At 45.1% G+C, this 14,229-nt stretch carries 12 protein-coding genes; 11 read left to right on the plus strand and 1 reads right to left on the minus strand.

Translation table 11 applies throughout. The features are described 5' to 3' along the window. Positions 1-166: 166 nt before the first annotated feature. Positions 167-1,468: an IS4 family transposase gene (locus tag OCV59_RS00005; RefSeq protein WP_262583964.1), complete on the minus strand. Its 1,302-nt coding sequence runs from the start codon at positions 1,466-1,468 to the stop codon at positions 167-169. Positions 1,469-1,658: 190 nt separating this feature from the next. Here OCV59_RS00005 and OCV59_RS00010 point away from each other — a divergent pair, with 190 nt between their 5' ends. The 11 genes from OCV59_RS00010 (at position 1,659) to OCV59_RS00060 (ending at position 14,202) form a co-directional block, all read left to right on the plus strand. Then, entirely contained in the window at positions 1,659-2,189 is a 531-nt protein-coding gene (locus OCV59_RS00010) for a cation:proton antiporter (protein ID WP_262583965.1), read from the plus strand. 12 nt (positions 2,190-2,201) lie between these two features. Continuing rightward, positions 2,202-3,119 carry a glycyl-radical enzyme activating protein gene (locus OCV59_RS00015; protein WP_147592281.1) on the plus strand — a complete coding sequence of 306 codons (918 nt, stop codon included), beginning with the start codon at positions 2,202-2,204 and terminating at the stop codon, positions 3,117-3,119. A gap of 275 nt (positions 3,120-3,394) precedes the next feature. Beyond that, a complete protein-coding gene (locus OCV59_RS00020; protein ID WP_147592282.1) occupies positions 3,395-4,717 on the plus strand; it encodes an aspartate aminotransferase family protein in 1,323 nt (440 codons plus the stop codon). Between the two features lie 108 nt (positions 4,718-4,825). Continuing rightward, the gene (locus OCV59_RS00025) at positions 4,826-6,283 is read left to right on the plus strand and encodes an amino acid permease (protein WP_147592283.1); all 1,458 of its coding nucleotides are present in this window, start codon (positions 4,826-4,828) and stop codon (positions 6,281-6,283) included. 19 nt (positions 6,284-6,302) lie between these two features. Beyond that, positions 6,303-7,547 carry a metal-dependent hydrolase family protein gene (locus OCV59_RS00030; RefSeq protein ID WP_147592284.1) on the plus strand — a complete coding sequence of 415 codons (1,245 nt, stop codon included), beginning with the start codon at positions 6,303-6,305 and terminating at the stop codon, positions 7,545-7,547. A gap of 150 nt (positions 7,548-7,697) precedes the next feature. Beyond that, positions 7,698-8,291 (plus strand): response regulator transcription factor, encoded by a 594-nt coding sequence (locus OCV59_RS00035; protein WP_262583966.1) that lies wholly within the window; start codon positions 7,698-7,700, stop codon positions 8,289-8,291. Continuing rightward, positions 8,288-9,340 carry a sensor histidine kinase gene (locus OCV59_RS00040; protein ID WP_147592286.1) on the plus strand — a complete coding sequence of 351 codons (1,053 nt, stop codon included), beginning with the start codon at positions 8,288-8,290 and terminating at the stop codon, positions 9,338-9,340. The genes OCV59_RS00035 and OCV59_RS00040 overlap by 4 nt, the downstream gene beginning before the upstream one ends. Positions 9,341-9,760: 420 nt before the next feature. Beyond that, a complete protein-coding gene (locus OCV59_RS00045) occupies positions 9,761-10,675 on the plus strand; it encodes a lipoate--protein ligase family protein (RefSeq protein WP_147592287.1) in 915 nt (304 codons plus the stop codon). A 10-nt stretch (positions 10,676-10,685) separates the two neighbouring features. Beyond that, positions 10,686-12,032, plus strand: a complete 1,347-nt coding sequence (locus tag OCV59_RS00050; RefSeq protein ID WP_262583968.1) for an MATE family efflux transporter — start codon at positions 10,686-10,688, stop codon at positions 12,030-12,032. 124 nt (positions 12,033-12,156) lie between these two features. After that, positions 12,157-13,389 (plus strand): ATP-binding protein, encoded by a 1,233-nt coding sequence (locus OCV59_RS00055; protein ID WP_147592288.1) that lies wholly within the window; start codon positions 12,157-12,159, stop codon positions 13,387-13,389. Between the two features lie 363 nt (positions 13,390-13,752). Continuing rightward, the gene (locus tag OCV59_RS00060; RefSeq protein WP_147592289.1) at positions 13,753-14,202 is read left to right on the plus strand and encodes an 8-oxo-dGTP diphosphatase; all 450 of its coding nucleotides are present in this window, start codon (positions 13,753-13,755) and stop codon (positions 14,200-14,202) included. Positions 14,203-14,229: the final 27 nt, after the last annotated feature.

Genomic DNA, 14,229 nt, shown 5'->3' on the forward strand with positions numbered 1-14,229 from the left:
TGTCATTAAGTTAAGCGACATTGGACCGGGCGTTTCTTAAAACAACAAGACAGAGTATATCTCAAAAAGGTATGCTCTGTTGTTTTCGTTCATAAATTGAATTTTGAGCATCACAAATAATTCGCCAGAAAATTACTGCCTGATTCTATTTGTATTCATTTACTTTTTATGCTAATCTGTAATTGAAGCCTATGCCTACTGCTGTTGCGGCTTTTCTTTGGTAGGAGCGGCCGCGTCTTACGGGTAAGACAAATTGCAGTATAAGTGCTTCAATATCTGGCGGCGAGATATCCGCCGCCAGTCTGAAGAAATACATACAAATTTTTAACGCCTGCGTATAATTGATTTGTACCGGGTGTTTTCTTTTTTTCTGCTCCGGCTGAAGACCTGCAGCGATGTACATACTAAAATTGTACATAATTAATTGCGCATAAATTTCCTGCATAATGCATTCAAGTTTCTTAGAGTGTACAGCCTCCAGTCCCAATACATGTTTTTCCCAGCGATAAGATGTTTCAATTCCCCAACGCAGCCGGTAAATTTCCTTCAGCATCTCTACAGGCATATCTTCTGCAGTAAGACTGGTGGCTAATGCGTAATATTTATCTGGAGCAACTCGAAATCTTACAAATCGTATTGTCAGCTCGTAATCAGGGGCATTTAAATCCGTTATGTAATCGAACCTTGTCTTTTGGGAAAGCAGTTTGTAAGTTTTTCGATTAATCAATGCGGGACCGGTAGAGTGTCTGGTAAGAATCACCCGTCTTTCAACATCAAATTCATCTTCATCAGGCAATTCTATGCCGGAAAGCATTCCATTGCTTTCTCTGTCCTTAATTCGAATCACATAGTCAAACAGTCGTTCCTCAGCATGAGCAAACAGATTGTAATTTTCATATCCTCGGTCTGCAACAAGAATAACAGGGTTCTTATCTGAAATCCTTTCTATCATTTCAACAGCAGCACCCGGTTCACCTGCTTTGGTTTCAGGATTAATTTCCGCATCAACATAATATTTGCTGCACAAATCGTACAAGGTATTAAGATGCAGTGCATTGTAATGGTCTTTGGGATGGCATGCGGCTTCATCCCGCGCATTGTAGGGAAATATTGCCTTTGATCCATCTGCCGCTAAAAGCTGATAACCATGGAACAGCTTTGGCTTTGGTGCTGCAGACGCATGGAATGCCCGAAACAAATATTGAAATGCCTCTGGAAGAATTTTTGTTCTCTGTTGAACAAATGCAGGGGTTGTTGGAAAATTTTCATAAGAGAAGAAGCGAAATATCTCCGACGAGATTGTGCTGCTTCCCAAAGAAAGAATAAACTTCAGCATAGTTGGGAAATCAAATACTCGTTTTCTTGAAAAGTCTCTTCCAGGTCTTTTTACAAAAGTCTCGATATGGTTGGACATCTCATCAATCGTTGAAATTAACGCATTCTTAACAAAATCAGGGTGTTCGTTCATTTTGCTTACCTCCTTCATCTAAGAGGCTGCGCCGCATATGAGCCCGATTTTGTCAAGTGTATTTCAGAAAAAAGTGTAAAAAAAAACAACAGAGCATACCTTTTTGAGATATACTCTGTCTTGTTGTTTTAAGAAACGCCCGGTCCAATGTCGCTTAACTTAATGACATTGGAAAGAAACGACTTCCATTTTGTTATTGATTGTTTCTGTTTTATTCACGGCGGCAATCGCGGAAAAAGCAGGAGTCCATTCTTTATTCGCGGTATTCTTGCTTGGGATCGCCATTGGAAATTGTATGCGATTTACCAATGCCGGAACCATCCGGCATATCCATTGGCTGGCAATGGAATTTTTCGCGCCTCTTTATTTTATTTCAATAGGCTTAAAGACAAATTTTCTGCAAGCCTTTGACTTGTCCCTGACAGCGGGAATCTTAGCGATCGCCTGTGTTGGCAAAATCGCGGGCGCCGGTTTAGGCGCGGCTGCCGGAGGCATGAAGTGGAGAGCGGCGGTGTGTGTGGGTTTTGGACTAAATTCAAGAGGCGCGATTGGAATTATGATTTCGCAAGCCGCGTGGCAGCTTAATATTATAGATGAAAAAGTTTTTGTGGCATTGATCGCGATGTCGATCATCACTTCTTTAATAAGCGGACCGGCGATGAAAAAGATATTGGAAGGAAAGACTGTGGCTCTGACGAAAACAGCAGAAGAACCACTATAGAAGGAGAGAATTATGGTACAAATTAATCATGAAAAGGGAATGGTTTTTAACATTCAAAAGTACTCCATCCACGACGGAAGGGGGATCAGAACTCTCGTATTTATGAAAGGCTGTCCGCTTCGCTGCAGATGGTGCAGCAATCCGGAATCGCAAACCTTTTTCGAAGAGATCATGTTTATTAAAAATAAATGTATCGGCTGCGGCAAGTGTGTAAAGGTATGCCCTCAGAAAGCAACTGACGCCAAGACCTTTGAAATAGACAGAAACATTTGTACTGCCTGCGGAAACTGCGCGGAAGTCTGTTACGCGAATGCCAAGAAGAAAGTCGGCACCGGCTATTCGGTCGGCGAAATTATGGAAGTAATAGAAAAAGATCGCGTGTTTTATCGGAAATCCCAGGGAGGGGTAACGATAGGCGGCGGAGAACCGATTGCCCAGCCTCAATTTGTATTGAATCTATTGAAAGAATGCAAACGATTAAATATACATACCGCGATCGAGACCTGCGGGTATGGGGAGTGGAAAAAAGTAAAAGAGATTTTCGAAACGGTCGATCAAATTCTGTATGACCTGAAACATATGGATGAGCAGGAGCACTTGAAATTAATAGGGGTATCCAACCGTTTGATTCTCAGCAACGCGGAGAAAATCGCGCGGATGGACAAAGAGATCCTGTTTCGGATACCGGTAATTCCCGGATATAACAGCAATGATGAAAATATTATAGAATCAGGCAAGTTTATAAAAAGCCTGATGAAATTTAATGAGCAGATTCAAGTGGAACTGCTGCCGTACCATAATTTAGGAGCGGACAAATATACATCGCTGGGAAGAACGTATCAATTGGACGACTTAAAGTCTCCCGAAACAGAGAAGAAAGAGCATTGGAATGATATTTTAGAGTCCTGCGGCTGCAGCGTAGTAAGATAGCGCCGGGGAATTTAAAAAAATGCTTCTGACATATTTTACATATTTACAAAAATAAACGCTTTTGGAATGCAAGTTTCCAGGCGTTTATTTTTGTGCGGCAAGCAGGATGCAAGAACAATAAAAATAAAAATACAACTTTTGTAGCATGCGCAGCCTGGGAAAATACACATAAATCAGAATATTGTTCGAAAAGGGATTGTTTGTATAATGATAGTAGAATTTTAAAAGAATTCTAAACAATCATCTAAGCCACAAAAAAAGAAAGTGAGGTAAAAATGGAAAAGTATTTACAAGAGTATTGTGACAGGAATCCAACTTCAAAAAAGCTGTTTGAGCGGGCGCAAAAGGTATTTCCTTTTGGCGTGACAAGCAACATCCGCGCTTATAAACCGTTTCCGATGTTCGCGGAAAGAGCGAATGGATCGAAAGTGTGGGATGTCGACGGCCATGAACTGATTGACTGTCAGCTTGCGTTCTGCCCAATGATGGTTGGATACAATCATCCGGTACTGACAAAGGCGTTAAAAGATGAATTGGATCGGGGAGGCACGCACTGGGCGATTCCTCATGTGAAAGAGATAGAAGCCGCGGAAGCAATCAGAGATAGATATCCATTCGCGGAAACCGTTCGTTTTTCTTGTTCAGGTACTGAAGCAACTATGCACGCGGTAAGAATCGCGAGAGCATATACGGGAAAAGACAAAATTATCAAATTAGAAGGCGGATATCATGGAGCGCATGACAGCCTGCTTTGGAGCATTTATCCTGATGTTGGAAAGATCGGTCCGGCTTACGCTCCGACTCCGGTGCCGGTATCAACGGGTATTCCAAGCAATATGAAAGAAAATATTATTACGGTTCCATACAATAATATCGAAGCGCTGGAATACGCAATCAAGAAGAATCAGGGAGAAATCGCCGGATTTATTCTTGAGCCGGCAATGGCGAATATTTCCGTTGTGCTTCCTGAAGATAATTATCTGCAGAAAGTAAGAGAAATTACAAAGAGAGAAAATATTGTACTTATTTTTGATGAAGTAATCACAGGATGCAAAGTGGGATACGGCGGCGGAGCGGAATACTTCGGCGTTGAGCCTGATATGGTAACTCTTTCTAAAGCAATCGGAGGGGGGTTCCCCGTATCAGCAGTAGGCGGCAAAAAAGAGATCATGGCAGAGATCGAAAAAGGCTGCTATCATGCGGGAAACTTTGGAGGAAATCCATTAGGAATGACAGCTCTGGTTACTACTATGAGGGATATTCTGACAAGAGAGGCTACGGACGCGTTAATTAAAAAGAGCGAAGCCGCTTTTGAGGAAATGGATTCAATCCTGAAAAAATCGGGTATACCGCATTACTTCCAGCATATCGGAAGCATCGCGGGCCTGCTGTTTACGGATGAGAAAGTACATGACTATCGTTCAATGGCTTCTCAGGATTATGACATGTGGCATAAATTCTATATTACGATGCTGAATAAAGGCGTTATCATGATTGGCGCGGAACCTACAGAAGACATCAGCTTCTCTGTTCAGCATACGGATGAAGATTTTGAAAAGGTGCTGAAAGCGTTTAAAGAAACCATAGACACATTCTAACGCAATACTCTGAATATGAAGCGCTTAATCGAATAGGCGGCTAAGCGCTTCGACTTATCTTTGCAGTCTCAGAGCTTTTTCGATATTAAAGAAAGGAGTTACGTTAAGATGTCAAATAAAAATACTAACGAATTAAAACGTGGTTTGACAAATCGCCATATGAATATGCTTGCGATAGGCGGTTCCATTGGAACAGGGTTATTTGTTGGTTTAGGAGGTGCGCTTTCCGCATCAGGGCCTGGATCTACAGCTGTTTCATATGCTTTGATGGGAGTTGTTACATATTTTGTAATGACAAGTTTGGGTGAAATGTCAACCTATATGCCAACATCAGGTGCTTTCTCTACTTATACTGATAAGTTTGTAGAACCAGCATTTGGTTTTTCTATTGGATGGGTCTATTGGTATATGGGGGCATTATGCATCGCTGATGAACTTGTAGCAGGGGTGTTGATTGTCCAGTATTGGTTCCCTAACGTCAATCAACCATTACTTTGCCTTGGATTTATACTTCTGATTTTGGTACTAAACTTGTTTACGGCAAAGCTTTTTGGAGAAGCTGAATTTTGGTTTGCACTGCTTAAGGTTGTAGCGATTGTTGCCTTCTTAGTCACAGGTCTTTTATTGATACTTGGAGTTGTAGGCGGAGAACCTTCTCCTGGATTCAAGAATTGGACTGTGGGGGATGCTCCTTTTGTTGGGGGTGTATCATCATTTATGAGCGCAATGATAATCGCTTCATTCGCATATAGAGGTGTGGAATACTTGGGCGTAGCTGCAGGAGAATGTTTGAACCCACAGGAAGTTATGCCTAAGACAATAAAAACTGTTTTCTGGCGTATCCTGATTTTTTATATAGGAACTATCATTGTGATCGGATTCCTTATTCCTTATGATGATCCTTCCTTGTTGAAATCTGGAATTACTAATATTGCAGCTAGCCCATTTACGATGATATTTGAAAAAACTGGATTTGGTGGAGCGGCAACAGTAATGAATATTGTTATTTTAACATCGATTCTCTCTGCATGTAATGCACTTACATATACATCCTCGAGAGTGCTTTACTCTATGGCAAAAGTCAATAATGCACCTAAAATTTTTGCTAAAACAAGTAAAAATGGGATACCTGTTGCGGCATTGATTGTGCTGATGGCGATTGCGGCATTATGTTTCCTCGCATCGACAATCGGTGCAAGCACATTATATATGATGCTTTTGAATGGTGTTTCAATATGCGGATGTCTTGCATGGATGGCCATTAGTTTCTCACATTTTAGATTCAGAAGGGCCTATGTTGCACAAGGCAGAGATCTTGCAGAATTGGGGTATAAGGCTAAGTTCTTTCCAGTGGGCGATATTATTTCATTGTTAGTAGTCGGGGGAAGTATCATAGGTTTGTTTATAACAAGTGGGTCAACGCATACTGTATTCAGCTTCTTAATGGAGGCTTCTGGAATTATTTTGTTCTTGATCTTGTATTTGGGTTATAAGATCAAAAATAAATCGAAATTTAGAAAACTGACGGAAGTGGATTTAAGTACAGATGACATAAAGCTTGATTAGGGCTGAAAGGAGAAATGAAATGGTTACGAAGGGAACAACGATTATTAAAAATGCAAAAGTTCTGGATGTAGAAACCGGAAAGTATAATCCACATTGTGACATCATTGTAGAAGACGGAATTATATCAAAGGTCACACCGAAAGCTTCGGAAAATGAGACCAATGCAGAAATCATCGATGTAAAAGGTGCAGCAGTAGTCCCGGGATTTATTGACTGTCATGTGCATGTCACCAGTATTTTTGCCGATTTAGGAGAGCTTACCAGGACAGCCCCATCTTATGTGACTTTGAGAACAATAGGACTGATGGAAAAAACGCTTCAACGGGGATTTACCACAGTACGTGATGCAGGTGGAGCTGATTATGGGCTTGCTGAGGCAGTTGAAGAAGGGTTAATTGCAGGGCCAAGGCTTATACATGGAAGCAAAATTTTGTCACCAACCGGTGGACATGGTGATTTCAGACCAAAAGCTGTTTTTGAATATGACAATTTCTATTTTCAACCAGGTGCTGGTACGATCGTAGACGGTGTAACTGAAGTACGAAAAGCATGTCGTCACGAAATCCGTCAAGGGGCTCGGCACATTAAATTCTGCGGATGTGGGGGATGTATGTCTCCAAATGATACTCCGGAGATGGATCAGTTTTCTAGTGAAGAAATTGCTGCTATGGTGGAAGAAGCTAATATGGCTAACATTTATTGTTGCGGTCATCTTTATTCAGCAAGATCGATCAACAGAGCGCTTCGGCTTGGCGTAAGATCGATTGAGCACGGTAACTATATAGATGATGAGGGTGTGGAACTGATGTTAGAAAAGAATGCTTTTATTGTTCCCACTAACATGACAGATATCATGATAATAGAAATGGGCAAGGAATTAGGCATTCCGGATTACGTAATAGAAAAGGAAAAACGAGTAGTTGATGCAGGGTATACGGCGATGGAGAAGGCCTATAAACATAATCTTCAAATGGCGTTCGGTACAGATTTAATCGGAGCGGATATGCAGGAATATCAGAATCGTGAGTTTACAGTGCGAAGCCAGTTCATGCCTGCTATTGATATCATTCGTTCTGCAACTACAGTAGCAGCAAAGCTTATTCGTATGGAAGAACAAATTGGCCAAGTTAAAGAAGGATTTGAAGCAGATTTGCTGGTTATTGAAGGCGATCCTTTAGAGGATATTTCAATTTTAGAGAAGCCGGAAGAGAGTTTGCAGGTTATCATGAAGGGAGGTAAACTTTATAAAAATACGTATGCATAAAAGAAATTTAGCATTTGAAAAAAAGATTATGTTGAAACGGAATTCCGGTTTGCTAGAATCCAAATAACAAAAGAAGGTTCATGATAAAAACATAAAACGGGATACCGCGCGAACAAGTGAGTATAACTGTGTTCGCGCGGTATTCTTTTTTTGCGCCGCGGAAAAAGCGGAGCAGGCTGGGCGCGGCGGCAGTCTTATGACTTGGTTGTTCTGGATGTGAATTTGCCGGACGGGGACGGCTACCAGGTCTGCGGGGAAATCAAAGAAATTCAGGAGACGGCGGTTATTTTTCTGACTGCCAATGATATGGAAAGCGACATGCTTCGGGGATACGAAGTGGGCGCGGATGATTATGTGACAAAGCCCTTTTCCATTGCCGTGTTTCAGAAAAAAATAGAGGCCATGCTAAATCGCTTTGGAAAGCAAAGCGCCGGGGACGGGTACCGGGACGGCTGGCTGGAAGTGGATTTTTCCGAGCTGCGCCTTTCGGCAGGGGGAAGGCTGGTATTTCTGTCTCCCAAAGAGTGGAAATTGCTGCGTATTTTCTTGAAAAACAAAGGACAGCTTTTGACGCGGCGGCATTTGCTGGAAAAGCTGTGGGATAATGAAGGGGATTTTATCGATGATCATACTCTGACGACAACCCTGAGCGGTTTGCGCAAAAAGATAGAGACGAAAGAGCATGCCTACATTCAGACCGTTTATGGTATGGGGTACATGTGGGTTAGTGAGGGAGAAGTATGAAAGAGGAAAATTATGGGGATTTGTCAGTGCGCAGGCTGGCAAAACAGATTTACGGAATGGAAATCTGCGCGCTTCTTTTGTTGATGGCCGGCGTTTTTATCGTTACAGGGCGGGGAGAAAATGTCCTGCTGTGCCTTGCGACCGCGGGACTTTTGCTTCCCTGGAACCTGGTGCTGATGGGCGTTTTGCAGAAAAAACTGTCTTATTTCACAAACGCCCTTTGCCGGACAATGGATCAGATGGTGGAAGGGAAAGAAATCGCGGTCGAGGATTTCTTCACAGAGGAGGAAACGCTGCTGGCGCGGATGCTTCACAAAATGAGCCGCCTGTATGATATGACGCGCCATCAGAAAGAGCGTGCGGAACGGGAGCGGGAAACTTTACAGCAGATAATTTCGGATATTTCCCACCAGACAAGAACGCCGATCACCAATCTAAAGATGCTCAATGAAACGCTGCGGGAAACAAAACTGCGGGACAGCGACAGGCAGGAATTCCTGCGGGCCGCCGGCAGCCAGATCAACAAACTGGACTTCCTCTTTTTAGCTATGGTGAAAATGTCCAGGCTGGAAACCGGCATGATTACTCTGCGGAAAAAGGACGCGCCCCTTTATCAAACGCTGGCGGAAGCCATTGGCGGCGTGATTCAGCAGGCAGGGAAAAAAGAAATTCAAGTTTCCGCGCGCTGCGACGAAGACCTTTCGCTCCCCCATGACCCCAAATGGACGGCGGAAGCGCTTTTTAATATTCTCGACAACGTGGTCAAGTATACGCCGCGGGGAGGGCGCGTGCGGGTGGAAACAGACAGCTGGGAATTCTATGTGAAAATCGACATCACGGATACGGGCCGCGGCATTTCGGAGCGAAATCAGGCCGCGGTGTTTAAACGGTTTTACCGGGAAGAAGGCGTGGGCGATCTGCCAGGGGCCGGAATCGGCCTTTACCTGACCCGGGAAATCATCAGCAGACAGGGCGGCTATGTCCAGGTCGCCTCAAAGCCGGGACAGGGAAGCGTGTTCTCCGTATTTTTGCCAAAACACCGGAGCTGAGATTTGCCCGGCGGTGGCCAAGCGGGACATGCGCGCGGGCAAGGAGGATGAGCGGGCTGCTTTTTTGCGGGCCAGGAGCCGGAAAGGGGATTTTGGTCCGCAGGAGAGCGGAAAGAGAAAAGATCGTATAAAAGTTCTTGGCTTGAGAGAGGCAAATTCCAGAAAATCGGGGAAATTCGCGGAAAACGGGAATTTCGGCGATGTCCGGGCCGCAAGTTTTATACGATCTTTTTGAAAAAGGAAGACCTGCGGACGGAATGGTGGGATGGGGAGGTTTGGCGGGGCGTTCCGGTCTAGCTGAGCGTTGGGGAACCCGCGCAGGAAGCCGTTCGATATTCGATTGTTTCAAAAGAAATCTGTGATATAATAAGCGGAAAGGCATCTGTGTCTGTAATAACATTTACGAGGAAGGAAAATCCGATGATTTACATTGAAAATAACAGTAACGACCCTGCATATAATCTGGCATTTGAAGAGTATATATTTACAAAGACCGATTATGATGAACCGATCTTGCTGCTGTGGCAAAACGGCCCTTCGGTGATTGTAGGAAAATTCCAGAACACGCTGGAGGAAATCAATTATGATTACATTCGGCAAAAAGGCATCAAAGTCGTGAGACGAAACACCGGCGGAGGCGCGGTTTATCATGACCTTGGCAATTTGAATTATTCCTTTATCATCCCTAACGCGGAGTCCAAAGTGGATTTTAAAACATTTACAACGCCCATTGTCAAGGCGCTTCGCTCTTATGGAATCGACGCTGAACAGACCGGGCGCAACGATATTCTGGCGGGCGGAAAAAAGTTTTCCGGCAACGCGCAGCAGATCAGCGGAGGCAGGCTGCTCCATCATGGGACGCTGATGTTCGATGTGCATATGGAGGCTGTGGCGGACGCGTTGAAAGTGAAGCCGGGAAAATTCAAGTCAAAGGCTACCAAATCCGTGCGCAGCCGGGTAACGAATCTGAAGCCGCTTTTTTTAGAGGGCAGAGACGGATGCGATATGACGGTACAGGAATTCAAGGAGCTGCTGCTGGAATGGTTTGAGTGGGAATACGGACTCAGGCACGTGGGACTGACAGAAGCGCAGAAGAGCGAAATCGACTCCTTAAGGGAAGAAAAGTTCGCTTCTGATGCCTGGAATTTCGGCCGCTCACCGAAAGCGGATATTGTCAGAGGCGATTTTTTTGCCTGCGGGCAGGTGGAATTTCATTTCGCGATTGAAAAAGGTTCTGCGGGAATCGGATCTCCGGAGTTATCTGGGGAATGTAACGGCCGAAGAACTGGCGGAGGTAATCGTGTAAACAATCGGACTGTCAATGAATGGGGGTAGAGAAAGGGGAATGAGCAGAGTAACAAATATGACTGTGGGAAATCCGGAGAAGCTGATGATCCGTTTCGCGGTTCCGTTGCTGCTGGCCAATTTGGGGCAGCAGTTTTACATGATCGTAGACGCGATGATTGTCGGCCGCGGTGTGGGAGTAGAAGCGCTGGCCGCTGTGGGAGCCACGGACTGGGCTTACTGGCTGGCCCTTTGGATTGTTCTGGCGCTGACTCAGGGATTCGCCATCCCCATTTCCCAGTACTTTGGCGAAGGCAATCACAAGATGATTCAGAAATCAGTCGCCACGTCCGTACGGCTCAGTCTGATCATCGGAGCGCCGCTGACCATCATATGCCTGCTGATTGCCCGTCCGATTCTGCGGATTTTAAAGACGCCGGGGGCTATTTTCGAAATGGCTTCCTGTTATCTGATGATCATGTTTGGCGGAATCCTGATCGTGATGGCTTTCAATATGGCTTCGGCCATTTTAAGAAGCCTGGGCGACGGAAAGACGCCTTTGATCGCCATCGCGATCGCCGCGGTTACCAATATCGCGCTGGATCTGCTGTTTGTATTTGTTTTTCACTGGGGCGTGGCGGGAGCTGCCATAGCTACAATAAGTGCTCAGCTGCTGGCATTCGTGTACTGTTTTCTGGTCCTGAGAAAAATGGACTTAATGGAAATCAAAAAAGAAGACTGGAAAAGCGACCGGAATATTATTCGCAATCAATGCGCTCTGGGAGTGCCCCTTGCTTTGCAGCATGTGCTGATCGCGGTGGGAGGGATGATTCTTCAGTCAGCGATTAATCAGCAGGGCCTTGTATTTGTGGCAGGATTCACCGCGACAAATAAAGTCTATGGGCTTTTGGAAAGCTCCGCTATTTCCATCGGATACGCCGTTACTACATATATGGCCCAAAACTATGGCGCCGGGCTCCATGAGCGGATCCGCCTCGGACTTAAGAGCGCTGTCAAATTCGCGGCGCTGCTGTCTGTGATCATATCATGCGCTATGATTTTGGGCGGGAAATTCATATTGAGACTGTTTGTGGATCAGCAGAACCCCAGCGCGCCGGAGGTTCTGGAGATCGCTTACCACTATCTGTTTATCATGAGCTGTTTGCTGTGCATTTTGTATCTGCTGTATGTATTCCGCAATACCCTGCAGGGAATGGGAAACGCATCCGTGCCTTTTCTGTCAGGCATCATGGAGTTTTGCGCCAGAGTATCGGTAGCGCTGTTTTTTTCCAGATTAATCGGCAGAGAGGCCATCTTTTTCGCCGAACCCTTCGCCTGGCTGGCGGCCGCGGTCGTCCTGGCAGTCATTTGTTTGAAAAAAGTAAAGGAACTGGATGCGGAGAGATAAGAGGAATGTGAATGCGCTTTCGCTGTCGTTTTCGATTTTTGTGCGTATATTGGGCTGAAAATCCGGGAAAAATGTGTGAAAACACGATTGAATAACCTGGAAAAACAGCGAAGACCGCAAACCTCTGGTTCTGTGCGGAGCTCGCCAGGTGGGCAAGACCTGGCTTATGCGGGAGTTTGGCAAAAATTATTATCACAGCTTCGTTTATTTTAATTTTGATGAAGAAGACCAACTGAAATCTATTTTTGAAACAAACAAAGATCCGAAACGCATTATCGAGATTCTTTCTTTGATCGCCGGAGAAAAGATTCTTCCGGAGGAGACCTTGATTATTTTCGATGAAATCCAGGAGTGCCCGGAGGCGCTGAATACGCTGAAATATTTCAAAGAAAAGGCGGACAGCTATCATGTTATCGCAGCCGGAAGCCTGCTTGGAACGCTGCTTGCGAAACCGAAGTCTTATCCGGTGGGAATGGTGAATCTTCTTAATCTGTACCCGCTGACTTTCGACGAATTTATCGCGGCAGCGGATCCGTTCCTTTTTGCCTATTACGAGAGCATTCAAAAAGAACAGCAGATCGAAGAAATTTTTCACACCAGGTTGCTGGAAGCCTATAATAGTTACCTGATTATCGGGGGAATGCCGGAATGCGTCGCCTCCTGGGTCAAATATAAAGATCCGGCCAAAGTTTCGCGGATTCAGCGGGAACTCGTTGAAATTTATGAAAACGATTTTTCCAAGCATAATGGAAAAGTAAACAGCAGACGGATTCTGATGGTGTTCCGCAGTATTGTATCGCAGCTCGCCAAGTCGAATGAAAAATTTATGTATGGCGCGGTCCGTCAGGGAGGAAGAGCGCGCGACTTTGAGGAGGCGATTGAGTGGCTCGTATCGGCGGGAATGCTCAATCGGGTTTACAATGTTTCCAAAACAGAGCATCCCCTTTCCGCATTTGACAAGCTGGATCAGTTCAAGCTTTTTCTTTTCGATACAGGGTTGCTCAAATATATGGCGGGAATTGACAACAGCGCCATTCTTTTAAAATCCGACTACCAGTTTAAAGGACCTCTTACTGAAAATTATGTATTGCAGCAGCTCCACGGACAGTTTGACCCGGCGCCCCGCTACTTTTCGGACAAAAACGGTGAAATCGACTTTGTGCTGCAGTACGGCACGGAGATCATCCCCATTGAGGCAAAAGGCGGAGAAGACAAGTCCGCGGCGTCTTTCAAACGATATATCACGGAGCGTACGCCGGAATACGCGATTCGCTTTTCCAAACGCGGATACCGAAAAGATGGATCTATAACCAATATGCCGCTGTATCTCGCGGCAAAAGCAAAAGAACTGCTGTGATAGGGCAGTTCTTTTGTATATAAATCCGGCGGTCTTTAATAGGCTCTGTCCAGACCATTGATTCAACTGATAGTTTTGAGTTCAATGATCCGCAGAGGAGGAAAAAAGGAAAAGATCGTATAAAAGATCTTCGTTAGAGAGGAGGGATTTTCGGGAAAACGGGGGAATTTACGGAAGAGGGGGATTTTGGTCATCTCCAGCCCACAAGTTTTATACGATCTTTCTCAAAAGAGGGAGGTTGCGGACGAAAGCAGTTTTATATCAAATTCCCCAAAAGCCTGGTTTCTCCGCGCGCTTCCCTCCCCTCTTGTAAAAGAGTCAATGTTCCTTTATGATAGAAGACAGGAAAAGGAGGCGGGAAGAATGGCAAGGACGGAAAGGGCGGAGCTGACGGTGCTCTGTTTGGTGTATCAGGGCAGCAGGCTACTTTTGCAGAACCGGAAGAAAGAGGATTGGAAAGGATATACGCTGCCGGGCGGTCATGTGGAGCCGGGGAAATCCATTGTGGAGACTGTGATTCGCGAGATGAAGGAGGGGACTGGGCTGACGATCCGGGAACCCAGGCTGTGCGGCGTGAAACAGTTTCCGATTGAAGACGGACGGTATCTGGTGTTCCTGTTCAAGGCCGATCAATTTGAGGGCAGGCTCATTTCCTCTGGCGAAGGCGAGATGGAGTGGGTGGAAAGAAAAGACCTGCCTCGTTATCGGACGGTAGCTGATTTTGAGGAATTGCTGCGGGTTATGGAAAAAGAGGAACTTACGGAATTTCAATACAAAATCGAAGATGGGGCGTGGAATGTAGAAATTCATTGATAAAGATAGTATGTTGAGAAGCGGAGC

The organism is Brotomerdimonas butyrica, from assembly GCF_025567305.1.
Taxonomy (GTDB): Bacteria; Bacillota; Clostridia; order Peptostreptococcales; family Anaerovoracaceae; genus Lentihominibacter; species Lentihominibacter butyricus.